This window comes from Allorhizobium sp. DMC15, from assembly GCF_056314065.1.
Window position 1 is genome coordinate 673,852 of record NZ_JBQUZB010000003.1, and the last position, 25,447, is coordinate 699,298.

General features: G+C 60.9%; 26 protein-coding genes, 1 tRNA gene and 1 pseudogene. 10 read left to right on the top strand and 18 right to left on the bottom strand.

Annotated features, from left to right (window positions below):
• Window positions 1-222, top strand: a complete 222-nt coding sequence (locus ACT53S_RS17540) for a DUF1289 domain-containing protein (RefSeq protein WP_476067912.1) — start codon at window positions 1-3, stop codon at window positions 220-222.
• On the top strand, window positions 219-920 hold the full coding sequence (locus ACT53S_RS17545; protein ID WP_476067947.1) for a TIGR02281 family clan AA aspartic protease: 702 nt from the start codon (window positions 219-221) through the stop codon (window positions 918-920). The genes ACT53S_RS17540 and ACT53S_RS17545 overlap by 4 nt, the downstream gene beginning before the upstream one ends.
• Window positions 921-922: 2 nt before the next feature.
• Here ACT53S_RS17545 and ACT53S_RS17550 read toward each other — a convergent pair whose 3' ends face one another.
• The 7 genes from ACT53S_RS17550 to hmuQ all read right to left on the bottom strand — a co-directional run bounded on the left by ACT53S_RS17550 (window position 923) and on the right by hmuQ (window position 7,757).
• Window positions 923-1,684, bottom strand: coding sequence for an ABC transporter permease (locus tag ACT53S_RS17550; protein ID WP_113376667.1), 762 nt, complete (start codon window positions 1,682-1,684; stop codon window positions 923-925).
• Window positions 1,681-2,607 carry an ABC transporter ATP-binding protein gene (locus ACT53S_RS17555; protein ID WP_113376668.1) on the bottom strand — a complete coding sequence of 309 codons (927 nt, stop codon included), beginning with the start codon at window positions 2,605-2,607 and terminating at the stop codon, window positions 1,681-1,683. Before ACT53S_RS17555 ends, ACT53S_RS17550 begins: the two co-directional genes overlap by 4 nt.
• 168 nt (window positions 2,608-2,775) lie before the next feature.
• The gene (locus ACT53S_RS17560; protein ID WP_142068448.1) at window positions 2,776-3,600 is read right to left on the bottom strand and encodes a response regulator; all 825 of its coding nucleotides are present in this window, start codon (window positions 3,598-3,600) and stop codon (window positions 2,776-2,778) included.
• 167 nt (window positions 3,601-3,767) lie between these two features.
• Window positions 3,768-4,043, bottom strand: coding sequence for a hypothetical protein (locus ACT53S_RS17565; protein WP_476067913.1), 276 nt, complete (start codon window positions 4,041-4,043; stop codon window positions 3,768-3,770).
• A gap of 115 nt (window positions 4,044-4,158) precedes the next feature.
• The gene (locus ACT53S_RS17570) at window positions 4,159-6,771 is read right to left on the bottom strand and encodes a mechanosensitive ion channel domain-containing protein (RefSeq protein WP_476067914.1); all 2,613 of its coding nucleotides are present in this window, start codon (window positions 6,769-6,771) and stop codon (window positions 4,159-4,161) included.
• A gap of 116 nt (window positions 6,772-6,887) precedes the next feature.
• On the bottom strand, window positions 6,888-7,406 hold the full coding sequence (hutX, locus tag ACT53S_RS17575) for a heme utilization cystosolic carrier protein HutX (RefSeq protein ID WP_476067915.1): 519 nt from the start codon (window positions 7,404-7,406) through the stop codon (window positions 6,888-6,890).
• A gap of 6 nt (window positions 7,407-7,412) precedes the next feature.
• Entirely contained in the window at window positions 7,413-7,757 is a 345-nt protein-coding gene (gene hmuQ / locus ACT53S_RS17580) for a heme-degrading protein HmuQ (protein WP_113376673.1), read from the bottom strand.
• 246 nt (window positions 7,758-8,003) lie between these two features.
• On the opposite strand from hmuQ, the gene ACT53S_RS17585 reads away from it, so the two are divergent.
• From ACT53S_RS17585 to ACT53S_RS17600, 4 genes are all read left to right on the top strand, one after another.
• Window positions 8,004-8,891, top strand: coding sequence for a heme/hemin ABC transporter substrate-binding protein (locus ACT53S_RS17585; protein WP_476067916.1), 888 nt, complete (start codon window positions 8,004-8,006; stop codon window positions 8,889-8,891).
• 20 nt (window positions 8,892-8,911) lie between these two features.
• Window positions 8,912-9,976: a FecCD family ABC transporter permease gene (locus tag ACT53S_RS17590; RefSeq protein ID WP_476067948.1), complete on the top strand. Its 1,065-nt coding sequence runs from the start codon at window positions 8,912-8,914 to the stop codon at window positions 9,974-9,976.
• Window positions 9,976-10,761, top strand: coding sequence for a heme ABC transporter ATP-binding protein (locus tag ACT53S_RS17595; RefSeq protein ID WP_476067917.1), 786 nt, complete (start codon window positions 9,976-9,978; stop codon window positions 10,759-10,761). Before ACT53S_RS17590 ends, ACT53S_RS17595 begins: the two co-directional genes overlap by 1 nt.
• Window positions 10,762-11,083: 322 nt before the next feature.
• The gene (locus ACT53S_RS17600; protein ID WP_476067918.1) at window positions 11,084-12,538 is read left to right on the top strand and encodes an FAD/NAD(P)-binding protein; all 1,455 of its coding nucleotides are present in this window, start codon (window positions 11,084-11,086) and stop codon (window positions 12,536-12,538) included.
• A gap of 21 nt (window positions 12,539-12,559) precedes the next feature.
• Here ACT53S_RS17600 and ACT53S_RS17605 read toward each other — a convergent pair whose 3' ends face one another.
• Genes ACT53S_RS17605 through cysT form a run of 3 tightly spaced genes read right to left on the bottom strand, consistent with a single transcriptional unit; the run spans window position 12,560 to window position 15,310 of the window.
• On the bottom strand, window positions 12,560-13,594 hold the full coding sequence (locus tag ACT53S_RS17605) for a sulfate/molybdate ABC transporter ATP-binding protein (RefSeq protein WP_476067919.1): 1,035 nt from the start codon (window positions 13,592-13,594) through the stop codon (window positions 12,560-12,562).
• A gap of 11 nt (window positions 13,595-13,605) precedes the next feature.
• Entirely contained in the window at window positions 13,606-14,469 is an 864-nt protein-coding gene (cysW, locus tag ACT53S_RS17610; protein ID WP_113376678.1) for a sulfate ABC transporter permease subunit CysW, read from the bottom strand.
• Window positions 14,459-15,310: a sulfate ABC transporter permease subunit CysT gene (gene cysT, locus ACT53S_RS17615; protein ID WP_476067920.1), complete on the bottom strand. Its 852-nt coding sequence runs from the start codon at window positions 15,308-15,310 to the stop codon at window positions 14,459-14,461. Before cysT ends, cysW begins: the two co-directional genes overlap by 11 nt.
• Window positions 15,311-15,541: 231 nt before the next feature.
• Here cysT and ACT53S_RS17620 point away from each other — a divergent pair.
• Window positions 15,542-15,675: pseudogene (locus tag ACT53S_RS17620) on the top strand (Rrf2 family transcriptional regulator); the annotation flags it as partial.
• 121 nt (window positions 15,676-15,796) lie between these two features.
• On the opposite strand, the gene ACT53S_RS17625 reads toward ACT53S_RS17620, so the two are convergent.
• The 5 genes from ACT53S_RS17625 to ACT53S_RS17645 form a co-directional block, all read right to left on the bottom strand.
• Window positions 15,797-15,872, bottom strand: a tRNA-Lys gene (locus ACT53S_RS17625).
• A gap of 148 nt (window positions 15,873-16,020) precedes the next feature.
• Window positions 16,021-16,938: a PhzF family phenazine biosynthesis protein gene (locus ACT53S_RS17630; RefSeq protein WP_476067921.1), complete on the bottom strand. Its 918-nt coding sequence runs from the start codon at window positions 16,936-16,938 to the stop codon at window positions 16,021-16,023.
• A gap of 74 nt (window positions 16,939-17,012) precedes the next feature.
• Window positions 17,013-17,741, bottom strand: a complete 729-nt coding sequence (locus ACT53S_RS17635) for an NUDIX hydrolase (protein WP_476067922.1) — start codon at window positions 17,739-17,741, stop codon at window positions 17,013-17,015.
• Window positions 17,742-17,750: 9 nt separating this feature from the next.
• On the bottom strand, window positions 17,751-18,860 hold the full coding sequence (locus ACT53S_RS17640; RefSeq protein WP_476067923.1) for an endonuclease/exonuclease/phosphatase family protein: 1,110 nt from the start codon (window positions 18,858-18,860) through the stop codon (window positions 17,751-17,753).
• 160 nt (window positions 18,861-19,020) lie between these two features.
• Window positions 19,021-20,244: an aminotransferase-like domain-containing protein gene (locus ACT53S_RS17645; protein WP_476067924.1), complete on the bottom strand. Its 1,224-nt coding sequence runs from the start codon at window positions 20,242-20,244 to the stop codon at window positions 19,021-19,023.
• Between the two features lie 200 nt (window positions 20,245-20,444).
• On the opposite strand from ACT53S_RS17645, the gene ACT53S_RS17650 reads away from it, so the two are divergent.
• Window positions 20,445-21,656, top strand: coding sequence for a GGDEF domain-containing protein (locus tag ACT53S_RS17650; protein WP_476067925.1), 1,212 nt, complete (start codon window positions 20,445-20,447; stop codon window positions 21,654-21,656).
• A gap of 27 nt (window positions 21,657-21,683) precedes the next feature.
• Here the strand turns inward: ACT53S_RS17650 and ACT53S_RS17655 are convergent, their stop codons facing one another.
• On the bottom strand, window positions 21,684-22,301 hold the full coding sequence (locus ACT53S_RS17655; protein ID WP_476067926.1) for a TetR/AcrR family transcriptional regulator: 618 nt from the start codon (window positions 22,299-22,301) through the stop codon (window positions 21,684-21,686).
• 67 nt (window positions 22,302-22,368) lie between these two features.
• On the opposite strand from ACT53S_RS17655, the gene ACT53S_RS17660 reads away from it, so the two are divergent.
• Together ACT53S_RS17660 and ACT53S_RS17665 are read left to right on the top strand one after the other, a co-directional pair.
• Window positions 22,369-22,851, top strand: a complete 483-nt coding sequence (locus tag ACT53S_RS17660; RefSeq protein ID WP_476067927.1) for a cupin domain-containing protein — start codon at window positions 22,369-22,371, stop codon at window positions 22,849-22,851.
• Window positions 22,852-22,926: 75 nt separating this feature from the next.
• The gene (locus ACT53S_RS17665; RefSeq protein WP_113376687.1) at window positions 22,927-23,301 is read left to right on the top strand and encodes a heme-copper oxidase family protein; all 375 of its coding nucleotides are present in this window, start codon (window positions 22,927-22,929) and stop codon (window positions 23,299-23,301) included.
• Window positions 23,302-23,391: 90 nt separating this feature from the next.
• On the opposite strand, the gene ilvC is transcribed toward ACT53S_RS17665, so the two are convergent.
• Window positions 23,392-24,411 (bottom strand): ketol-acid reductoisomerase, encoded by a 1,020-nt coding sequence (gene ilvC / locus ACT53S_RS17670; protein WP_113376688.1) that lies wholly within the window; start codon window positions 24,409-24,411, stop codon window positions 23,392-23,394.
• Between the two features lie 23 nt (window positions 24,412-24,434).
• Complete coding sequence (locus ACT53S_RS17675; protein WP_113376689.1) at window positions 24,435-25,118, bottom strand: TetR/AcrR family transcriptional regulator; 684 nt, start codon at window positions 25,116-25,118, stop codon at window positions 24,435-24,437.
• Window positions 25,119-25,447: the final 329 nt, after the last annotated feature.

A 25,447-nucleotide genomic window follows, 5' to 3' on the forward strand; every position in this document is an offset into this window, starting at 1 on the left:
ATGGAATCCCCCTGCATCCTGATCTGTTCGATAGACGACAAGACCGGCTTCTGTTTCGGTTGCGGACGCACCCGTGACGAGATCGGCCGCTGGACACTCTACACGGGTGAAGAACGTCGGGCGATCATGGCGAGCCTGCCTGCGCGGCTGGAGACCGTCGAGCGCAAACCGCGACGAGAAACCCGCCGCACCCGCATGCAGCGCGAGCGCGAGAGCGGCTGATGCGTTTCCTGATCGGCATCGGAATTCTCGCCATCGGCCTCATCCTCCTTGTCGTCAATCATGACAGGGGTCAGACTTTCGGTATCGACAACGACGCCGTCGGCCGAATTGTCGTCGCCCTACCGATCCTGTTGATGATCTCGAGCGGCATCGTACTCGGTCGTCGCGCCCTCGGCCAAAGCCTGCGGCAACTGTCGATCTGGGTGCTGATCGCGATGGCGCTCGTCACCGGATATCTCTACCGCAACGACATGCGCGCTGTTGGGGAGCGTCTGCTTGCAGGCCTTATGCCCGGACGCGCAGTCACGGTTACGACCGCTGACGGCGCGAAAGAAGTAGTCCTGCACAAGTCCTTAGGCGGACATTTCGAGACAAGTGTCGAGATCGGCCCGGTATCGGTACCGTTTCTCATCGATACCGGAGCAAGCTCCGTCGCCCTGCGTTTCGAAGATGCCGTGCGGATCGGCATCGACCCCTCAGGGCTCGCCTTTACCCGTACCGTACTAACGGCAAATGGCCAGGCACAGGCCGCCCCCCTGCTTCTGCCGGAACTGCGGCTCGGCCCCATCGTCCGGAAAGGTGTGGCGGCGGTGGTGCTGGAAGAAGGAAAGCTCGACCAGAGCCTGCTCGGCATGAGCTTCCTGTCGACGCTCGGCTCGCTGCAGATGCAGACCGACGAACTGCGGCTGCGTGACTAACCTCAGGCCCGCAGTTTGTAACCCGTGCGGAAAATGAAGGTGAGGACCGCAAGGCAAGCCGCGAGGAAGACACCGATCATGCCGACACTGATCAGCGGATGGACGTCCGACACCTCAAAAAAGCTCCAGCGGAAACCGCTCACAAGATAGAGAACCGGATTGAGATGACTGACCGCCTGCCAGAAGGGCGGCAGCATGTCGATGGAATAGAAGGTGCCGCCAAGGAACGTGAGCGGGGGGACCACGAGCGATGGCACCAGGTTCAATTGCTCGAAATTCTTTGCCAGAACCCCGATGATGAAGCCGGCCAAGCTGAAGGTGATGGCGGTCAGCATCATGAACAGCAGCATCAGCACCGGATGGGCGATGTGCAACTCGACGAAGAACATCGCCGTGAACAGGATGATTAGACCGATCATCATCCCCTTCGTTGCAGCCGCTCCGACATAGCCCAGCAGGATTTCGCCCATGGCGACGGGCGCCGAGAGGATCTCGTAGATGGTCCCCGTGAACTTCGGAAAGTAGATGCCCACAGAACCATTCGAAATGCACTGGGTAATCAGCGCCAGCATGATCAGACCGGGCGTGATGAACCCGCCATAGGAGACGCCGGCCACCTCCTGCATCCGAGATCCGACGGCAGCACCGAAGACGATGAAGTACAGCGCTGTGGAGAGAACGGGTGAAATGACACTCTGCAAAAGGGTCCGACGAGTGCGCGCCATCTCGTAGAAATAGATCGACTTGATCGCTTCGATGTTCATGCCTTGGCTCCGATCAGCGAGACAAAAATTTCCTCAAGCGAGGTCTGGCGGGTGGACAGGTCATCGAAGCGAAGGCCTGCGGCTTCCAGTGCCTGCAAAAGCCGACCAATATGCGCGTCGTTCGTACCGAGCTCGTAATTGTGGAGAAGCTGGTCTCCCGCCTCGTTGAGCGTGAGATCCCAGCCGGAAAGGCTGGCTGGAATCTCCGCAATCGGCTCCGGCAGGTTGATGGCCAGCTGCTTCTTGCCGAGCTTGCGCATCAGCGCATCCTTGTTTTCAACCAAGAGCAGCCGACCATGGTCGATGACGCCGATCCGGTCGGCGATCTCCTGCGCTTCCTCGATATAGTGGGTGGTCAGGATGATGGTCACACCTGTCTTGCGCAGGCGCTCCACGAGCTGCCACATATCCTTGCGCAAGGCGACATCGACACCCGCAGTTGGCTCGTCGAGGAAAAGAATGCGCGGTTCATGAGACAGTGCCTTGGCGATCAGCACCCGCCGTTTCATGCCGCCGGAGAGTTCGCGCAGCGCATTGTCGCGCTTGTCGTACAACGAAAGGTCACGCAGGATCTGATCGATCAGAGCCGGATCGGCCTTCTTGCCGTTGAGGCCCCGTGAGAAGCTGACGGTATTGAACACCGTCTCGAACATGTCGGTGGTCAGTTCCTGCGGCACCAGGCCAATTTCGCCACGCGTCTTGCGGAACTCCTTGACGACGTCATGACCGGCCACCAGCACCGTGCCTTCGGACGGATTGGTCATACCGCAGATGATCGAAATGAGGGTCGTTTTGCCGGCACCGTTGGGGCCGAGCAGCGCAAGGATCTCGCCCTCCTCGATGTCGAAACTGACATCGTCGAGAGCCTTGAAACCGTTTGAATATGTCTTCGAGAGGGAATCTATGGAAATGATCGGGGGCATGGCGCGCTCGGTGAGCTGAGAAGGGTGTGACCTATATAGGCAGCCCTTCCCGTTTCACCAGAGCCATGCATCAAACGGTTCGTTCGCGTCACAGAAAACGTCGTCGGACGATCGAGATCGTCCTCGACGTTTCTTGTCCAGCGAGCACCCGTCGCTCAGCCCTGGCCGTTATTTCGAGCGCGCCTGAGCGGCCTTGATCTGAACCAGCGTGTCGAGGTTCTGGTTGACGCGGCAATAGAATTCCTCGTCGATGAACGGGCGCAGCATGAAGTCGTTGCCACCGACTTTCAGGAACCGCGCCGACAACAGACGGTTCGTCGAGGAAGAAACGCCGATGATCCTGAGTTCGTGCGAACCGCGAACGGCACGAATGCGGCGCGTCAGTTCGAAACCATCGATGTCGGGCATGTTGTAATCGGTCACGACCAGGCCGATATCCGAATTTGCCTTGAGGATCTCGATCGCCTTTGCACCGCTCTCGGCAAGGCTCACTCGGAAATTGTAGCGTTTCAGACGGCTGGACAGAAGCGCGCGCGCTGTCGGGCTGTCATCGACGATCAACACGTGATGGCGATGATTGGTCAGAAATCGATACACCGACTCCGCCAGCATTTCGACTGCGAAGATATTGTCCTTCAGGATGTAGTCGACGATATCCTTGGACAGGAGTTTCTCGCGGGTCTCATCATGGAAGGTGCCCGTGAAGACGACCGTCGGAATATTGCAGTCGATCAGATATTCGAGGGCCTCGCCGTTCTCCGCACCCGGAAGATTGATGTTGGAAATCGCGAGCGCCACCGGCTCATCCGACAGCTCATTCGCCATCTGGAGGTCCTCGAACGTTCTGCAGATCTCGACATCAACGCCCATCAACTCCTTGAGGCGCTGACTGATCATTTGTGTGAAGACATTCGAGTCTTCTCCGAGAATGATCCGGACGTCGGGAAATGTTTCCCCGGAATACTGCATTCCGGATATGCCAAGGATAGCCATTCGAGGGTGCCTTCTGTGACGTGTTCAACACAGAGACATCTAACAGAACCCGTTTTCGGAACCGTTAACTGAGGCTTCTCAGGCACTTGCATCCGGAAAAATAGTTAAGCGGGTGCAAATATAAAGAAATCGGGCTTGCCCGATGGAGAGATCACTCACCGCGCATCTCACTTGACGGTCGCGACACCATCGGTGATCTCGACACTCTCCCCGCCGGCAAGGCCGATCCGGTCACCATTGGGGAGCGTCAGGAAACAACCAGCCGGGCAGATGGTTTCCGAGCCACCGGCGTCCAGCGGCAACTCCATCTTGTTGCCATCCTCGACCACGACGAGCACGATGGCCGAGGGGCCGGCATTGTGCACCGACGCAGCGGATGCCGATCCGGCAGCCAGCACAGACATCATTCCGGAAAGCGCACCCGTCACCACTCGCATCGTCATGCCTGCAGCAGGGCCTCATAAAGCCCCGTCCCTTGCCTAATGCCATCGGATGAATTCCGATTTGCCATGCCCCTCTTATGCCGCAATCCGCCTGAATGGCGGCTGAATGCGGCGTTCATGGCAGGAGTTTGTCATCATCCGGCTCTGCTGGCAATTCATCGACAGGCGTCTTGCGCTCGGCCTCTGTCTTGGACTTTCGCCGCAGCAGAGCGTTGCGATCCTGCTCCCGCACATGGAGCATGACATCCTGATGCGGGTAAGGCATGACGATCCCCCGCGCGCGGAAAGCCCTGAGGATCTCCATGCGCACCCGGTTACGCACCCCGAGCCCCTCGCCCATGTCGGCGAGATGGAACCGCAGCTCGAAGTCGAGTGAGGACGCACCAAAGCGGAGGAATTCGACATGCGGCTCGGGATTGCGCAGGATATCCGGCATAGCGTTGACCACCTGCAGCAGGACGTCGATGACCTCCTGCGGATCGGCGTCATAGGCGACGCTGACGGGAATTTCACTACGCTGTACCTTGTTGCGGTGGGTCCAGTTGCCGAGCGGTGCGTTGATCAGTTCGGAGTTGGGCACGATGATCGACTGGCGCCGGAAAGTCTCGATCTCGGTCGCACGCACCGAAATCCGCTTGACGATGCCCTCGTTCACGCCGGTGATCACATGGTCTCCCACCTTGAACGGACGCTCCACGAGCAGGATCAGGCCCGACACGAAATTCGAGACGATGTTCTGCAGACCAAAACCGATGCCGAGCGAGAGGGCACCGGCGACAAGCGCGAGACTGGAAAGGTCTATCCCGGCAGCGGAGATGCCGACGATCGCCGCAAGCCCGGCACCGAGATAGCCGACCCCCATCTTCACCGAATTGCGCACGCCGCCATCGACCTGTGACCGGGCCATGACATTGCCATCGAGCCATTTCTGGAACCAGCGCGTGAGCATCAGCCCGCCAACGAACAGGAGCAGGCCGCCGAGAATGCCGAAGATCGAAATGCGGATGGTCCCGATATTGATCTCGGTGAACAGATTGAACAGCCAAAGCTGCATGTCTCGCGGCTGAAAACCCCAGGACATCAGGATCAGCGGGATGCCGGTCACGAGCGCGAATGCGTAAATCAATAACCCCGCCGCGATGCCGCTCTGATCGAGACCAACGGGTCCGAGCTTGAAGCGACCCGCCAGATAACGGCCAACCCTGGTCTCGCCGAACTGGTTGGGTGCCGAAATCGCCTTGCCGGAGAGAATGCCGATATACATGGTGGCGACGACGGCACCGGTGACGATGATCTGTGTGGCAAGGAACCGCGACAGTCCGATATAGCCAATGCCCGCCGACAGGATCAGCAGCACACCGATAACCCGCAGCGTGACGACCACCGCCCTCGGCCATGGCCGGCCCGGCGCGAAGGGGTCGCCCTTATCCGACAGAACCGGTCGCAGGAACGAGACGAAGAACAGCAGAAAGCCGACGATGACGGATGAGGCCAGACTCTTCATCACGGTCAAAACGACAGGCGAACTGAAGGTCTCGCTGATGACCGCCAGCAGATAGTCGAGGCCGTTGACGAGAGCCATCAGGAAAATGGCGATACTCACGTCACGGGCGCCCTTGTTGGACAGCTTCACCAGCCGCCAATTGGGTGCCGAGGGCGCGAGCACGGCACGCGAAACCGCCGTGACGAAGAAGACCAGCCCGATCAGCGCGAAGAAGGATGCAGCGATCGGTGCAATGTCGGGCCGCAAGACGTTGAAGGTGTCGAGCAGGAAATAGGCCGATGCAAGAAAGAAGCTCAGTGCCATGGACGGCAGGATTGTCGACCAGAAGGCGACCGAGAACCGGCTCATATAGGACGGATCTTCGACCGTAAGGTCACGTCGATTGATATCGCTGAACACCCGCTTCTCGACGAACAGGATCACCGACGCAAGCGCCAAGGACAGCAGGATCGCAAGCGCCAAAGGCACTGCCTTGAACTTGATGACGAAGACGATCCAACTGCTGATGCTGCGTCTGACCCGCTCGGCATCACTCCAGAAGGACTGCCGCGCCTCCTCGAATGTCTGCGCGTCTATATCCGTGTGGGCAAAGAGCGCATTGGTGAAAAGCGCGCGCCTGATGTCGGATATCTCGTCCGACAGCGACTTTGCCTCGATCGACAGGTCCTCGGCCTGACCGGTGATCGCGTTGATTTCCGCACGGCTGGCGTTCAATCGGCCACGTTCGTCGGTGACGCTTGCGGGCTCCGGGGGCTGTCCGTCCGCCGGCGGCGAACCAAGCTCGGTCAACCGTGTCTGGATATCGTTGAGGCGTGGCCGCAGGTCGACGGACGTCTGCAGAACGTCCCGAACCAGCGCGTCGACCTTCACTTTCAATTCCGCGAGAAGCGCGTCGTCCTGCCGGTGCTTCTCGACTTGATCGCGCAGCGTCGCAAGCTGGGTCCTGGCAGCCGCCAAGCGCTCGCCGGCTGTCGCAAGCTGTTCGTCGCGCGAGGGCTCGGCCTCGGCAGGGGCCGGAGCCTCGGGCGCAACGGTTGCTGGAGGCTGTGTGACGGGTGCCGGCTGCCCCTCATCCGCAGTCGCGGGTGCCTGAGAATCGACCGATGCCGGTGGAGCGACCTTGTCCTGTTGCGCCTGCAGGCCGGATGGCGCCATCAACGTTGCGATGACAATCGTGGCAAGCGAAAGGGCGAGGACGAAACGGGGCGGGCGCAGTCGGATCAAGGGGAGGTCCAGTCATGGATGGCGATGCCGCGACAATAGGACCAGTTAAAGGCAAAAGAAAGAACGACTTAAACCGGACGCCGACATCCCGGCCGGCGTCCGTTTACGGAATGGCGTTACATGTTCGCCTGGCGCAAGGCCTCGAACCGGCTGACCTGTTCGGCAATCAACGTCCGTTCCTTATCGCGACGCACAAAGACCTTGAACATCGCCTTGCCATCAGCGTTCATGAACCAGACAGAACACGACCGGCGGCCGTGGAAGCCGCGATCGACGAAAGCGATCGAGACACAACGCTCCTTGCGGATATGACCGCCAATGGGGCTATCGCCGTGGATGTTGAACCAACCGTGGCCCTCGCTGCCTTCGGGCAGACTGCCCTCGACCTCGAGCACGATGTCTTCGGTGTGCACGATCATCAGAATCTCGCCCCAGGACGAAAGATCCTTCCAGATTGGCTCCCACCGCTCCGCAGGCACCACGACGGCCGCGCCGCCAGGAAGTACGGCGAGGATTTCGGCCGGCGTGACATCGGCCTTGGTTGCGATCTGCTCGATCACGCCATCGGGCTTTTCGGCAAGTGCCGCAATCGCCCGTTCGGCGCGCTCGGGCGTCGAGAGAGACAAAGCGCTCATCGTCGATCAGGCCGCCTGGACGTCGGCGCGGTTGCCCGACCGGTCCTCATGAATGATCACTTCGAAACCTTCGAAATGCGGTCCGGACAGATATTGCACCTTGCTTTCGCCGGCACGTGCATGGGCTGCGCGGAACTGCTCGGACTTGGTCCAGGCTAGGAAGTCGGCCTGCGTCTCCCAGACGGTGTGCGAGGCATAGAGCGTGTGATCCTCGGCCTTCGGGCCCTTCAGCATGTGAAACTCGACGTAGCCGGGCATCTCGGCCAGCCGTCCCTGGCGCGAGCGCCACTGCGTTTCAAAGGCTTCTTCAAAGCCGGGGACGACGCGAAAACGGTTCATGGCAATGTACATGGAGTGGCTACCTCTCTTGAAAACTCGGAATGGCGGACACGGCCGGATACTCGCCGGGATGCCGAGTATGACGGCATCGCCGGTCAAAGGGAACTGCCGCGATATCTTGCCTTGGTAGATAAACTTGCGTACGATAGTCAAGTTATTTGTCGCGACCCGATCGTGACGGAATCCTTCAGGTCGACGATGCAGAAGGCAGCCACTGCCGCCGGCATCGCGTCCGCAAGCACAGGTACGACACCGCCAATGTTTCTCTCCGCCGCACACCGCCGCCCCGCCCTTGCCGTGGCAGTTGCCACCCTGCTCGCCCTGCAACCCGCATTCTCGCAACCGGCATCCGCCGCTGAGGCGCGCCGAATTGTCGCTCTGGGCGGCACGGTGACAGAGATCATCTATGCGATCGGTGCGGGGGACAGGATCGCAGCCGTCGACAGCACGAGCACCTATCCAGCGGAAGCGGCGAACAAGCCCGACGTGGGTTATGTGCGCCAGATCTCGCCTGAGGGTGTGCTGTCGCAGAAGCCGGACTTGATCGTGGCCGAATCCGGTGCCGGACCGGTCGATGCCATCGAGATCCTCAAGAAAAGCGGCATCGATTTCGTATCGATCCCCTCCCCGCCCGAGGCTGCATCCATCCCGGACAAGATCCGGGCCGTGGGAGCCGCAATCGGCTCTGAGGACAAGGCGAACCTTCTGGCATCCGATGTGACGGCCAGGCTGAAGGCCCTCGAAGACAAGATCGCCGCCCATGACGGACCAAAAAAGAAGGTTCTGTTTGCCCTTTCGCTTGCCAATGGCCGCGTCATGGCTGCTGGCTCTGACACCTCGGCGGATGCGATGATCCGCCTTGCGGGCGGAGAGAATGCCGTCTCCTCGATCTCCGGCTACAAGCCGCTGTCCGATGAAGCTGTGATTGCCGCGGCCCCCGATGTGGTCCTCGTCATGAGTGGCGGCGCCATGCATCTGACCGCCGACCAGGCCTTCGCTTTGCCCGCCCTTGCGGCAAGCCCGGCGGGCCGGAACGGCGCTTTCATCACCATGGACGGGCTCTACCTGTTGGGCCTCGGCCCCCGCGCTGCGGAGGCTGCGGCAGATCTCCATGCAAGCCTTTATCCCGAGAGCGTCAAGCCGTGAGCGCGGTTCCCCAGTCCGGCATGCGCGGAAGGGTGGCCGGCGATCGCTCCGCCCTCGGCCACCTGGTCATTGCAGCGCTTGTCCTCGTACTCGTCATCGCAGCCCTCGTCTCCATCGTCATTGGCCCGACCGGCGTCGGCCTCCCGGATCTCGTTGCTTATCTTCGCGGCGAGGCGCAAACACTCGATCAGCAGAACCTCATCATTCTCGAGGCCGTGCGGCTGCCGCGAACCGCGATGGGCCTGTTGATTGGCGCAGCCTTGGGCGTGTCGGGCGCGATGATGCAGGGCCTGTTCCGCAATCCTCTGGCGGACCCCGGTATCGTCGGCGTCAGTTCGGGCGCAGCGCTCGCAGCGGTGATCGCCATCGTGCTCGGTCCGACCCTGCTTTCGCCGCTCGCAGCCGTATTCGGCACCCTCTTTCTGCCGCTGATGGCCTTTGTCGGCGGGCTTGGCAACACGTTCCTGCTTTATGCCATCGCGACCCGCAATGGCCGCACATCCACGACCGCCCTGATCCTGTCGGGCATCGCAATCGCGGCGCTGACGGGTGCGGCGACGGGGCTGCTGATCTTTATGGCCGACGATCGGGCCCTGCGTGACATCACCTTCTGGTCGCTGGGGTCCCTGAGCGGCGCCAATACCACCAAGATCATATCCATCTTGCCGTTCGTCGCTTTTGTCCTGCTCATCATCCCGTTCGTTGCGCGCGGCCTTGACGCACTGATCCTCGGCGATGCGGCGGCCTTCCACATGGGGATCCCGGTACAGCGATTGAAGCGGCTGACGATCCTCGCGGTTGCCGCCGCCTGTGGCGCAACCGTTGCGGCAGCCGGCGCCATCGGATTCATCGGCATCGTGGTCCCACATCTGCTGCGGCTGGCCACCGGCCCGTCCCACCGTTTCCTGCTGCCGGCCTCCGCGCTCGGGGGAGCGGCTCTACTCCTGCTTGCCGATACCGCGGCTCGCACGCTCGCGGCACCGGCGGAGCTGCCGATCGGCATCATCACTGCGCTTTTCGGCGCCCCCGTCTTCCTGATGCTGTTGCTCGGCCGAAACGGCCGGCAGACCCTGGAGGCGCTGTGATGATTGAGGCCCATGAGATCTCGGTGATCCGGGGTCGCCGCACTCTGCTCGACCGCGTGAACCTGCGCCTCGAACCCGGGCGCTTCACCGTCGTGATCGGCCCCAACGGCGCCGGTAAATCCACGCTGTTGAAAGTCCTCTCAGGTGAGATCGCCCCCGACGCAGGCAAGGTCACCTACCAGGACCGGCCGCTTCAAAGGCTCACGGCACTCGCGCTTGCTGCAGAGCGGGCCGTGCTGCCACAGTCGAGCGCCCTCTCCTTTCCCTTTACTGCGCTTGAAGTCGTCAGGATGGGAGCGGTCGCAGGCGGCAGTCTGGCGCCTGGCCAGGCCGCCCGTCAGGCACTGGCCCGCGTGGGGCTTGGTGGTTTCGATGCCCGGAGCTACGATGCGCTCTCCGGCGGAGAGCAGCAGCGCGTCCAACTGGCCAGGGTGCTGGCACAGATGCCGGATCCGCTGGCCGGCGGTCGCCCCCGCGCAATATTCCTCGATGAGCCGACCGCAAGCCTCGACATCGGCCACCAGATCTCCGTGCTGGAAATCGCGCGTGACTTTGCCCGCCGAGGCGGCGCCGTTCTGGCCATCCTTCACGATCTCAATCTCGCGGCGGAGTTCGCCGATCACCTCGCGGTTCTCCACCGGGGACGGCTTGTGGCCGCAGGGTCGGTGGCCGACACATTGACCGACGACGTGGTCGGGGCTGTCTATGGGATAACCGGCGCCGTGGGCCGTGTTCCTCCCTCCGGCATCCCCTATGTCCTGCCACAGGCGCGGCTCGGCGCTTGACGCTGAGCCGGCTACGGGAGTTGTCCACAGTTATCCACAGGGCGGTACACATCAAAACCACCGCCATTTCAGAACATGAAGAGAACACTGCCGACGAGAGATCGGAACATAACCGGAATATCGGCGATCAGGCTTACGTTGGCTCATGGCACGGGAACGGGGTGAGACCTTAGCCGGCCAATCTCCGAAGCAGCATGTTTCATGTCCGGCACGTCCCGTTCCTGGTGAGGGCGTTCCCAACAGGCATTGTCGCCAAAAGGAACCACGGCTGGACTAATTCATTTCTATGGATATTATAGAGATTGAATGGAGGACGAAGTCGATGTTGCGAATCACAATGTCCATTCCACAGACCTCGGGCACCACGCCCGACCCCAGGGGCCACGTCGCGATCATCGGCGGGGGCTATACAGGGGCCATCATCGCCCATCTGCTTTCCGAACGAAGCCACGACAGTCTTGCGTCCATTACCGTCTATGAACCGCGGGAGACATTGGGCGCCGGTCTGGCCTATGGCAACGGCGATGTCGATCTCCGCTTGAACGTCGCGGCCCACCGGATGCGCGCCGTTCCCGGTGATCCCGCAGCCTTCATCAAGTGGCTCGACACGAAGAGCCGCCTGACTACGGATCCGGGTTCGATCACCCGTGGCGGTACCTTCTCAAGGCGCCGCGACTTTGGTCTCTTCATGAAAGACCTGCTGCAACCGGCTCTGGAATCGGGACGGATTGCCCATGTTCGCCAACAGGTCACGCGCCTCGAACGCGACGGCTCGACCTGGGCGATCACACGTGCCGACGGGCAAGTGGATAACGCCGATACGCTCATCATCGCGACCGGACACGCCTCACCCAAGATTCCTGACCAGATTCCGGCATCGCTCATCCGTTCGCGGCGCTGTCTACCGGCGGACAGACTGGAAACAATGATCGGCGAGATCGCTTCCGAAGACAGCGTGTTCGTTCTGGGAACCGGTCTCACCGCCCTCGACGTTGTCGCAAGCCTGAGAAGCCGCAATCATGTCGGGCCAATCCATCTTGTGTCCCGAAACGGTCTGCTTCCCCGACCGCATGCCGCAGGAGACTTCCCACCCCACGGCACGTTTGAACGCGTCGAACCGACCGCACTTGGACTGCTGCGCCATGTCCGCTCGCTGACCGCCGAGGCCGAAAAGAACGGTCTCCCCTGGCAAAGCGTGATGGACGCCCTCCGCCATCAAGGTCAGGCCATCTGGAAACAGTTCCCCGAGCCGGAGAAAAGACGCGTGCTGCGCCATCTTCGCAGGCTGTACGAAGTCCACCGGTTCCGGATGCCGCCGCAGGTGGAGGCTCTTCTTAAAAGCTGCGGAGAACAGTTGATCACCGTGTCACGGGGACATCTGGTGAGCGTAAGAGATATCCACGGACGGCTGGAATTGGGTGTAAGACGCACGAAGGACCAACGCCACGAAGCCCTTCAGGTCGACCGTCTCGTGATTGCGACGGGGCCTGACTCGTCTAACCTTCTGGATTATCAGAATCTGCTCCGGTCAATGCGCGACAGCGGATATCTGGTGCCGGATCCCTTGGGTCTGGGCATTGCCTGCGACGATCACTGTCGCGCCATCTCCGCAGCCGGACTGCCGCAATCCTCCTTGATCATTGCCGGCCCCCTCACCCGGGGCACCTTCGGAGAAATCACCGGCGTGCCCGAAATTGCAGCCCAGGCGGTGGCGATCGCCGATACCGTCATACGGCAGGCAGGCGTGTCCAGACGAACGATCTCAATCACCCGCTGACGCCGAACACCGCGTCTCAGATCAGCGGAAGATGCGCCACTTGGTCGGCTTGAACCGGAGCTGCGCGCCGATCGCCACTTCCGCGCTCAGCGGAATCTCGATCTCGATGTGATGCGCCGGCCCATCGCCCGATACATCCAGTTCGGCAATCCGTGTCCCGGCCAGACGACGCTGCGCCGTGACCGTGCCGACGATGCTGTCGGGTCCATCCGCAAGGACAACGTCCTGAGGACGGAAATAGAGCTGCCCTTCCCCGTCGGCTTCACCCATCGCAGGAGCGATCGTCACACCTTCGAAGACGACAGTGCCATTTTCGACCGTGACCGGAAGATGGGAGGACTCGCCGATGAACGAGAAGACGAAGGCGGAATTCGGCCGGTCATAGACATCGTCAGCGGTACCGACCTGCTCGACCTTGCCCTGGCTCATCACGACGACGCGGTCGGCGAGCTCAAGTGCCTCTTCCTGATCGTGGGTGACGAAGAAGGTGGTGTGACCGGTGCGATCATGAAACTCTCGAAGCCAGCGACGAAGATCCTTTCGAACCTTCGCATCAAGCGCGCCGAATGGCTCATCGAGCAACAGCACGGACGGCTCGATTGCCATCGCGCGCGCCAGTGCAACGCGCTGCCTTTGCCCCCCGGACAACTGCGCCGGATAACGCCGGTCGAGGCCTTCCAGCTGGACCATGGCGAGCAGGTCCGAAACCCGTGACTTGATCTCGGCGTTCGACGGGCGCGTCGCCTTGGGGCGAACCCGCAGGCCGAACCCAATGTTCTCTGCCACCGTCATATGCTTGAAGAGCGCATAGTGCTGGAAGACAAAACCGACATGCCGCTCTTGCACCGTCTTGTGCGAGGCATCCTCCGTTCCGAAAAAGATCTGTCCTTCGGTGGGCTGCTCGAGACCGGCGATCAGCCGCAAGAGCGTCGTCTTGCCCGATCCCGAGGGGCCGAGGAGCGCAATGAGCTCGCCGGTCTTGACCGAAAGAGACACATCATGGAGCGCCGGAAACTGGCCGAACTCTTTCCTGATGTTCTTGATCGCGACTTCCATGGAGGAACCTTTCAGTGCTTGCGAGTGCCGGAAAGTTCGGCACTGTACCGGATCTCGAGGATCGTCTTCAGCGCCAGCGTCACGAGCGCGAGGAGAGCCAGGAGGGTCGATACGGCGAACGCCGCGACAAAATTATATTCGTTGTAGAGAACCTCGACATGCAGCGGCATGGTCTCGGTCAAACCTCTGATGTGGCCGGATACGACGGAAACGGCGCCGAATTCGCCCATGGCACGCGCATTGCAGAGCAGCACGCCATAGAGCAGGCCCCATTTGATGTTGGGCAGCGTCACATACCAGAAGGTCTGCCAGCCGGATGCGCCGAGCGAGAGCGCCGCCTCCTCGTCACCGGTTCCCTGTTCCTGCATCAGCGGAATGAGCTCGCGCGCCACGAAGGGAAACGTCACGAAGACGGTGGCAAGCACAATGCCGGGAATGGCGAAGAGGATCTCGATGCCCCAGGACTTGAGGATCGGACCAAGCACGCTGTTGGCGCCGAAGAGCAGCACATAGACCAAACCGGAAATCACCGGCGAGATGGAAAACGGCAGGTCGATCAGCGTCGTCAGGAATGACTTGCCGCGAAACTCGAACTTGGCGATCGCCCAGGCGGCAGCCACGCCGAAGACCAGATTGAGCGGCACGGCGATCGCCGCCACCGTGAGCGTCAGTTTGATCGCCGAAAACGTATCAGGTTCCGCCAGGGCTTCGAAGAATGCCCCCGCGCCGCGCCGCAGCGCTTCGATGAACACGAGAACCAGCGGCAGCAGCAGGATCACCGCCATGAACAGGACGGCAATGGCAATGAGGACGAAGCGCGCAAAGGGCGTTTCCGTTGCAGGATCGCGGAACCGGGGACGCAGATCAGCGGACATTGGTGAACCTCCGGCGGCTCCAGGCCTGCAGCAGGTTGATCAGGAAAAGCATGGCAAACGAGATGACCAGCATGATCGCGGCGATCGCAGTGGCACCGGCATAGTTGAACTCCTCAAGCCGGATCACGATGAGAAGCGGCGCGATCTCCGAGACATAGGGAATATTGCCGGCGATGAAGATGACCGAGCCATATTCGCCAACCGCACGCGCGAATGCGAGCGCAAAACCGGTGAGAATTGCCGGCAGAAGCGAAGGCAAAACGACGAGGCGCACAGTCTGGAAACGGTTGGCTCCGAGCGTTGCCGCGGCCTCTTCCACTTCGCGATCGACCTCTTCCATAACAGGCTGCACGGTACGGACAACGAAGGGCAGCCCGATGAAGATCAGGGCCACAACAATCCCGGCCGGCGTGAAAGCGATCTTGATTCCAAGCGGCGCAAAGAGCGCGCCGATCCATCCATTGTTCGCATAGAGTGCAGCAAGCGCAATACCGGCGACCGCCGTCGGCAGCGCAAAGGGCAGATCGACAATCGCGTCCAGCAACCGGCGTCCGGGGAAATCGTAGCGCACGAGCACCCAGGCGACGAGCACACCGAACACGACATTCACCAATGCCGCGATCAGCGCCGCCCCGAAGGAAATCCGCAGCGCCAGCAGCGTGCGCTCATCCAGCAGAACGGCGACAAAATCCTGAAAACCAAGGGAACTGGCGCGAAGCACGAGCGCTGCCAGCGGGATCAGAATGATCAGCGTGAGGTAGATGAGCGTATATCCGAGTGTCAGCCCGAATCCGGGCAATATGCTCGGTTGCCGCCACCTGCTTCTGCTCACGCTTTTCATACATATCTCCCCGGAGCACCCGTCGCGGCACCACGACGCCATTCATAGCGTCGGCCAAAGCCAAAGAAAGGAAAATTCTTCCATTCCGACCGGACCGAGGAGAAATAGATGATCCAGCCAACGGCAATCGGGACGGACTGTTTGCCGCGGCTAAGACGATGGGGCTGAGGCCTGTTACGAACCAGGGAATGATAGCTTCCCCACACCGCACGCGAACCTCTACGCTAGAGAATGCTCCCCAAAAAAGGTAGATACGGACTCATGCTCTGGTCGACCTTACTCGGCTGGCTCCGGGCCAAACCGCTTTCGTCAATAAAATGGCCATCCACAAAAATAATGCGAAGACGATTCTGGACACACCCCTGGGTGGCAAACCATACAAAACCCGCGCCGAATCGGCCATCCGCACGACGCGGTGCATCGCCGGAAAACCATGAGAAATCGGTCTAAAGACCGATCTCAATATCTTGAACTAGATGAGAAATTTGGTGGGTGATGTAGGGCTCGAACCTACGACCCGCTGATTAAGAGTCAGCTGCTCTACCAACTGAGCTAATCACCCGACCGCGCCGTTTCTAGTGGCGTCCGCCCCGTTTCCGGTGGCGTGACCGGGCGTATAAACAGGAACCGGGACCTTGTCCAGCGCGTCGGCGAAAATTCTTGGCCTTCTGGTCAAAAAAATTTCGCAAACACGGAATTATCCTTATTTTTCAAAGATCGAGCTCGCCGCTGGCGATGCGAATGGCCTGTCCGCCGATCCGCGCACGGAAAACCGCGCCATCTTTCACGTCCACATGCAGGTGAATATGGGACGGGCGCCCCATCTCCACACCCTGCTCAATCATCAATGGATGGTGGCCGTCCGGCAGTGCGTCGAAGTGGTGGATCGCGCCCGACAGGGCCGCGACGGCGGATCCCGTTGCCGGATCCTCGGCGATCCCCATGTCGGGCGAGAACATGCGCGCATGGAACTTCGCGGCGTGGTGGACGCCGCCCCGGCAATAGACATAGGCCGAGGTGAGGCGTCCTTCGCTCATCGGCGCAACCCGCTCCCAAAGAGCAGGATCGAATTCCAGGCTCTCAACGGCTGCAAGGTCGTGGACGGGCACCAGCAGAAAGGGAACACCCGCGCTCCAGACGGTTGGCACGTGATTCTCGAAGCCGATGGCGCTGGCCTTGATCGACAGAGCATCGGCGAGCCCCTGCGGATCCAGCGTCAACGAGTGGCGTGCCGAGAGCCGGGGAAGGTCAAACTCGCAGAAGCTCGCCTCGCCATGGCGCAGTCTTACGGCACAACGGACGGGGCCGATGTTTTCCTCGAGCACCGAAACGAGATCGAGACTGTCCTGACTGCCGGAATAGTGGCGTTCGGCGAGTGCGATCGCCGTGCCCACCGTCGGGTGTCCGGCAAAGGGCAATTCTCGGCCCGGCGTGAAGATCCTCAACCGCGCGGTGTGCGCCGCATGGCTCGTCTCCTGCACGAAAACGGTTTCGGACAGGTTCAGTTCGGCGGCGATCGACAGCATTGTCTCGTCCGACAGACCGTCGCCGTCGAAGATCACCGCAAGGGGATTTCCGGCCAGCTTGCGATCGGTGAACACATCATAAATGGCATATCGTCTCGCCACGGGCCGTCTCCGCTCTGAGGGTCGCGCTCGCCGCCACACTGCCCGAGCATCTCCTCCAAGGCAAGGAAGGAGCGTCACGTTCCTGTCGCGAAGTACCAGTCCAGGATCGGCAACATGGCAGCACCATAGCGGTGGGCATTGCGGTCGGCACTGCGGATGGCGACGGCGCAGGCGATCTCTTGCTCGGCAGCCGTCTGGGCAAAGTGGTCGATGCGCGCCAAAAGCTCCTTCGCCGGCTCCCGGAAGCGGTAGATCCGTAGAAGCGTCAGCTTGTACGGCCGATAGCTCGCATACATCACGCCGTCCGCATCCGCGTCATCGAGATCAAGCCCGGTCTCCTCCAGGACTTCGCGCCGCATATTGCCCATGAGATCGCAGCGGCCATCGACAACGTCGGAGGGGTCGAGCGAACCGGCGGCAAAATAGACCTGACCGGGATTGGCAGTATGCCGAGACATTTCAACGGCGATCAGCGCGCCATCGCCTGAAACCAGCACCGGATAGCCGAAGAGATGACCGGCTCCGGCCAAACTCCGCTGCCGCCGCCACCAGAGAAAGGCGGCAAATGACGCCTCGTGCCCCACGGCCCGCACCTCGCCATCAACGAACTGCATTTGTCGCTGCAGGATCAAACGTCCGTTATAGAGCGCAGGATTGGCCGCATGCTCCTGCATCCAGTGAGCCGCAATGGCATCCGCATGGTCCATTTCCAGCGGGTGTGAGCCCGGATCGACCCTGAGCGCGATACCACGAATGGGCGTGACGGCCCCGTCCATCGGCAACCCGATCTCGGCATCGATCATGGGGCTTCCTCAGGGCAGATGCAGGGAAATGGTAACAGGGCAATGGTCCGACGCTTTCGGTCGATCCCAGCCTATCCGTGGATAGCGCTCGACCTCCTGCCCGGGTGGGAAGGGTGTCCGAAACGGCTGGCCATTGCGGATGATGTCAGGCACCGCCGTCGGATTGGCCCGTGCCAGCCCCGCTGAGAGCCAGATATAGTCGAGCTGGCAGAGATGCTGCTCCTCGGGGCCTCGAGCATGGTAAAGCGTCCAGCGGTCGAGCACGTGGCGCCGGCGCATGACATTGTCGGCGAACCCGTCCCTGGAGAAGATATCGAGGGCGCTCGGCAGGCCGTCGCGCGGTACGAAGTCATAACCCCGGCGACGATCGCCAATGACATCGATCCGCTCCTGGTAATCGTTCATGTCGCCGCAGATGACGAAGTTGCGCTCGCGCGCCTTCTCGCGGCCGAAGCGGTTCTCGATGATATGGCGCACCGCTTTCACCTCGGCTTCACGCACTGGCATCGTGCTGGTCCGCCCATCGCCACCCTCCCGTCCATTGGTCATGGACTTGAAATGCACGACGTACAGCGTGAGGGGGCGTCCGCCGATGAGCAGGTCGAGTTCGAGGCAATCCCGCTTGAAGATCCTGTCCTGCGGCTGGATGTTCGGCCCGAGCCCCGGATGATGCAGGTTGAGGTCGTGATAAGTGAGCGCCGCATGACTTTTGACGTCCTGCACCTCGATCCGCTCACCGTGCCGCGTTTCCTCACGCATCAAGACCGCGACGTCGATGCCGCGACTGTCATTGCCCTCGACGAGATATTTTTGCCGGTATCCCGAACCCACCATGCGGAAGAGATAGCCGTATTCGAAGGCCTTGAGGGCCTCCATATTGTCCACTTCCTGCAGGCAGAGGATATCGGCCTCGGTGTCGGCGATGGCAAGCGCCGACAACTGCCGTGTGTCGTCCGTTGCAGCAACAACCCGTGCGGCTTCCAGTCGCTGGTAATCCGCCTCGCTCTGGATCTCGAACAGCTTCAGCACACGATCTGATCGCAGCTGGTTGCGAAAACCGGTGAAATCGAAGCGAGTAACGAGATTTTCGATATTGAAGCTGGCAATCCGAAGCGTCATGGCAAACCAATCCGGGCGTACCTGGAACCGCCAGGCCGGGCCCAATCAATCATGCCATCCGCGACTCGGCAACCACACGGCACAACGACACCCTCGTAGGACACCGAGCACGCCTGAGGCCGGATGGAAGCGGGCGCGCTCCAAAGCGCGGAGGGCGGCCTCAGGCAGCAACTTGAAGGCTAGCGGCAATCAGACGACCAAGCCGCTTGATGCCTTCTTCAATCATCGCCTCATTCGCGCAAGAGAAGGACAATCTCAGCGTATTGCTCCTCGAGCGGTCGGCGAAAAAGGCCTGCCCCGGAACGAAGGCAACCTTTTCCGTTTCCACCGATCGCGCCAGCAATTCCGTGCCATCCAGCCCCTCGGGCAGCGTCACCCAGATGAACATACCTCCCTCCGGCGTCGTCCAGCTGGCACCGGCCGGCATATGGGCTGCGAGAGCCTTCAGCATGGCGTCACGCCGCGCCGAATAGGCCGCCCGGATCTTGGCGACCTGCGCATCGAAATGGCGTTCGGCGACATGGGTGATGGCGATCTGGTTGATCGAAGAGGAATGCAGGTCGGCCGCCTGCTTCATCAAAACGAGCTTGCGGATGACAGGCGTCGCTGCAACCACATAACCGACGCGAAGTCCGGGCGCGAGCGTCTTTGAAAAACTGCCGCAGTAAATGGTCCTTGTCGCTTCGATCGAGCCGCTACGCTCGATGTCGAGCGACAGGATCGGCCGCACAGCCTGCCCGTCGTAGCGCAGATGCTGATAGGCGGCATCCTCGATCACAGGAATATCCAGCTCGTCGGCGAGAGCAAGCAGCGCGCACCGCTCGTCCTGCGTCACGGTCTGACCGGTCGGATTGGCAAAATCCGACGAGAGATAGGCGAACTTGACCCGCCCGCCCGCATTGTCGGCGGCCGCGCGATAGCTGTCCGGGGTCCGATTGCCGAAGCTCAACTGGTCATAGGTCGGCTCATAGGCATTGAAAGCCTGCAGCGCACCAAGATAGGTCGGCCAGTTCACCAGCGCTGTATCGCGCGGCGACAACATCAGCTTGCCGAGATAGTCCAATGCCTGCTGCGAACCCGAGGTGATGAAGATGTTGTCGACGCCGCATTCGATGCCAAGCCGCGCCATCTCTGACTGCAGCCACTGGCGAAGCGGCAGGTAGCCTTCTGAGACCGAATATTGAAGCGCCGATGCCGCCTGCCCTGCTGCGAAGATGTCGCGGTAAGCCGCGTCAAAGGCTTCCGTCGGGAACAAGGCCGGATCGGGAATGCCGCCGGCAAAGGAAATGATCTCCGGCCTGTCCAGCAGCTTCAACAGTTCACGGATCTCAGAGGCGCGCATGCGCGAGGCACGAGTGGCGAAGACATGGTCCCAGTTCAGCATCGGGGTTTCCTCAAGGCTTGTCGTTATCCGACCAAGAGACCATGAAAAAGGCGATAGGTCAACAATGCTGACCTATCGATCTCCGGTCACGAATAAACTTCGTACCAGTGGCTACATTTGATGCGATTGCGCCTCGATTATTCCAATGAATATTAAGAGTGATTGCGCTACCAAAGGCCAAGTCGGGAACTGTATCGCACATGACAAACCATTCGCGCCCACCACTGCTGAAGACTCTGGCCACCCCGATGGTGGGCGCGCACGATCAGGAGCATTCTGGACACTGGGAGCAGTTGACCGAGCTCTACAAGATAGACCCGCACATCCTGGCAGCAGCAGCGATTCTATCTGCCTCTGTCTTGCCCTATGCGGAGGGGCATCGCGAGAGGGTGATCGCGGTGGCCCTGATCCTCGCGCTTCAGCTACTGATCCGCTTCGTCGGGGACCACATGTTCCGTCGGCGCAGCCAGAATGCCGAGGTCAAACCATGGCTCTTGGGGTTCATCGCAATATCGCTTTTGTCCGGCATCGCCTGGGGTACCTCCCTTGCACTTCTCTATCAGGGCGCAGGCCCCGAAGCGCAGGTGCTGGTGCTGGCGGTCGGCTGCGGCATTGTCCAGTCATGCGCTGCACGGGCCTACATGGCACCGGCGTCCACGGTGCTCCTCATTCTGATCATAGTCAGCATCTTCAACATCGCCGCGCTGAGCGAGGGCGACTGGCTCATGATCCCCATCTGTCTGGCCTATGTGGTGTTCCAAGCAAGTTACATGACCCGTCTGATCGGCCTTGAACAGGCACGCGCCGCGGCCGAACAACAGACAGGAACGCTCCTGCTGGAACTGGCGGAGAGCAACGAGAAGCTACGTCGCGCCAACGAGCAATTAATACGCCACGCAGCGACAGATGGCCTGACGGGACTTGCAAACAGGCGCAGCTTCGACGCCGAGCTGAAAACATCGGTGAGTGAGGCCAAGGCCTCGGGCACGCCCCTCTCCCTGCTCCTTCTCGACGTGGATCACTTCAAGAGCTTCAACGACACCTATGGTCATCTTGCAGGCGACAAATGCCTGGAGATGGTCGCCCGCATGTTGCAGGACGAATGCGCTGCCGCCGGTTTTTACCCCGCCCGATACGGTGGAGAGGAATTTGCCGTGATCATGCCGCAAGCCGACCGCCACTTGGCAGAGAGCTTTGCCGCCCAAATTCTCCACAAAGCAACCGCACTGGACTTCTCGGAATTGGCGTTACCCTCGAAACCGGCACTTACCGTCAGCATAGGCTTTGCGACACTGGAGCGCGATGAGGATACCGGACGCGCCCTCATCAGCCGCGCCGACAAAGGCCTGTACGCCGCCAAGCAGGCCGGCCGCAACTGCGCGCGCATGGTTGAGCGGACACCGACCGGCTGACCACTGCGGCCGAACCACAGCTCCTGATCAGGTGTCTGCCGACACGCCCTTTGCGGTAATCAGTCCCGCCAACATCGTTTTGGCGGCCCAAAGGGTAGTATCGCGCGCCTCCTGCGCATCCAGGCCACACACGTCTCTGAGAACAACCAGCGTTTCTATGCCTGTCAGCAGAGACAGGCCATAAATCAGGCGCTGAAAATCCTCAGCAGGCAACCGCGACCGAAGCGGTTCGAGCGCTTCCGTAAGCCAGCCTATACGCCGTGCCCCGCGTTTGACCTTGCTGTCTCCGGTGACGGTGCTCGCCAGCAAGGCGCGAAACATAGGTTCGTTTTCACTGACCATGTCGAAGATGCGACCGATGAGCACCTCGAGCTGATCGCCGACCGCCTGAGGGTCAGCACCCGGCGCGACCGGTTCGATACGGATTGAGGTTGCAACTGCATCCAGTACCGCCTCGCGGATCATTTCCTCCGGCGCCGAAAAATAGCGGTAGGCCGTCGCGCGCGAAATCCCAGCGTGATCGGCGACCTCCGCCACAGAGGGCTGGCCACCGCGCTCCGTCAGTTCCCGCGCGGCCCGCAGCAACTCCGCGCGCGTTCGCCGCTTCTGGTTGATACGCTCGAAACTTTTCTCTTGACTGCTCATCCTCACCTCTTTATGAGACAACAATCTCATTAAGGGATAAAGTATCACAAAGGAGAGGAAATGCAAGATGAATACGACAATTACAGACGCAACCATTCACAGGCCTGAAACCGTCCACTTTCTCGGAAGCCTGCTGACATTCCGCGCGCACGCCTCCGAGACCGAGGGCCAATCCTCGATCGTGGAATCCTACTCCGCGCCCGGGGCTGGCGCGCCGCCGCACCATCAGGCCGACGCAGAAGCCTTCCTCGTCACAGAAGGCATCTTCGAATTCATGCTGGGCGATAGCTGGCGCCGCTGCGGGCCCGGAGAATTCGTCTATGTCGCGCCGGGCGTGGTCCACGCGTTTCGCAATGCCGCCAGCGCGCCGTCCCGGATGCTGATCATCAACCTGCCGGGCGGCCCACATCAGGATTTCTTCAAGTCCGTCGGCGAGCCGGTCGAATCCGAGACCACCGTCTTCCCACCAATGGGGGCACCGGACGTGGGACGCCTCGTCGCGGAGGCCGAACGCTTCGGCATCACCATTCTGCCGCCGCCGCAGCACTGACGGTAAGCGCAGCCGCGCTGCACCTGCGTCGTTATCCACCACCCATCGCAAGCACTGTTTCGAGAGGTTCGCCCCATGCGCGGATTGGCATATTTCTGTATCGTTTCAGCGGCCATGTATGCTCTGGCGGGCATGGCCTTCGGCATCGTCATGGCCGCGTCGCACGACCATACGCTGATGACTGTCCATGCCCACCTCAACCTCTTGGGTTGGGTATCCATGGCCATCTACGGTCTCTATTATCACGCGGTCCCGGCCGCCGCCGACACTCGCCTGGCAAAAATCCATGTCGGGGTCGCCACGCTCGGCCTCTGGATCATGATACCGGGCATTGCCATGGCCGTTCTCGGCATGACCGAAGGACCAGCGATTGCAGGGTCGTTGTTGACGATCCTCGGCATGCTGCTCTTCACCGCCCGCGTCGCAACAGCACAACGAGCCTTTGCATGACGAGGCGATTGCCCCATCCGAGAATTGCACGAGAAAAAGCCGGAGAGGTCGCCCTCTCCGGCTTATTCAATTTATGCAGGAACGAAGAACTTAGTTCTTGGCCTTGTCGACCAGCTTGTTCTTGCCGATCCACGGCATCATGCCACGCAGCTTGGCGCCGACTTCTTCGATCTGGTGGGCGTCGTTCATGCGGCGGATACCCTTGAAGCGGGCAGCACCGGCGCGGTATTCCTGCATCCAGTCGGACGTGAACTTGCCGGTCTGGATGTCGTGCAGGACGCGCTTCATTTCAGCCTTGGTTTCAGCCGTGATGATGCGCGGACCGGTGACGTATTCGCCCCACTCGGCCGTGTTCGAGATCGAGTAGTTCATGTTGGCGATGCCGCCTTCATAGATCAGGTCGACGATCAGCTTCACTTCGTGCAAGCACTCGAAATAGGCCATTTCCGGGGCATAACCGGCTTCGACCAGCGTTTCGAAACCAGCGCGGATCAGCTCGACGAGACCGCCGCAGAGAACGACCTGCTCGCCGAAAAGGTCGGTTTCGCACTCTTCCTTGAAGGAGGTTTCGATGATGCCCGAACGGCCGCCGCCAACGCCACAGGCGTAGGAGAGAGCGAGTTCAAGCGCATTGCCCGATGCGTTGTGATGGATGGCAACGAGGCAGGGAACGCCGCCGCCCTTCTGGTATTCGCCGCGAACCGTGTGGCCCGGGCCCTTCGGAGCGATCATGACGACGTCAACGGACGACTTCGGCTCGATGAGACCGAAATGAACGTTGAGGCCGTGTGCGAAAGCAATCGCAGCACCGTCACGGATGTTCGGAGCGATGTCGGCCTTGTAGATGTCGGCCTGCAACTCGTCCGGGGTCGCCATCATCATCAGGTCGGCCCAGGCAGCGGCGTCTGCAACGGTCATGACCTTGAAGCCGTCGGCTTCGGCCTTCTTGATCGTGGCGGAACCGGCCTTCAGCGCGATCACGACGTTCTGGGCGCCCGAATCCTTCAGGTTCAGCGCATGGGCGCGACCCTGGGAACCGTAGCCGATGATGGCAACCTTCTTCGACTTGATCAGGTTCAAGTCGGCATCACGATCGTAATAGACGCGCATTGTAGTGTCCTTCCCTATGCTTGTCAGTTGTGGTGGATGTTGGTGATCGACGCTCCGGAACGGGATGCCCCGTCGAGACCCGCCGAAACGCGGTCGGTGCCGTAAAGCGCGAGGAACGCGGAGACCGCCTTTGCCGCGCGGGCACCGAATTTATGGGTTTGCGGTGCTTCACCGAGCAGCATACGCACATGCAGATCGCTGACGATCAGGCCGTAAAGGGTCCGATAGGCATCCTCGCCGTCTCCAAAACGAAGCAACCCGTCCCGCTGCCCAGCGTCGAGCAGCGCCCGCGCCCGACGATCGATCTGCCGGCGACCGCGCTCGAGCAGCAGCGTCCCAAGCTTCGAGCCATCGCGGCTCGACTGGCCAATCGCAAGGCGGTTGAGCGCCAGCGAGACGTCGCCGGCGAGCACATCGAGCAGATCGCGGGCAAAGACCTCAAGATGATCGGTGAGGGTCGCCACCGTCAGTCGCTCTCCCGGCCGCTCGAAGGTGCGGACCTTGCTGGCCTGGTAGGAGATCATGGCAGACAGCAGACCGTCGCGGTCGCCAAACCATTTGTAGAGGCTCTCCTTGGAGCAGTTCGCAGCCCGCGCCAGGCCGGCGGTTGTCACGGCCTTGTCTCCGCCTTCGACGAGCAAACGCAGAGCTTCTGCCAGAACGGCATTCTGGCGCGGCGTGAAATCGGCAGACGGATCGGTCGACATGGGAGCCTCCTGGTACCGTACGGTACGGTTCTCGCCTTCATAATCTGCGGCCCGCCCCTTGGTCAAGGGCACGGTGCAGAATTTTACGGCAGTTGCCGCCGCCCTGACACAGGATTTGGCGCCGTCTTCATCATTTCATGCCGGGCGGGAGCGGCGAAATCATCCGGAAACGAGGTAGCGCACTCTCACAAAAGGGTGAAAGAAATAAAAAATAATGGTTATATGTCATAGTTAAATGACGGTGAAATGACACCCTAAGCCTTTGAAACTCAACGCTCAAAATTTCAAGTACCAAACTGGATACCGGGTACTTTCACCGAACCAATCAG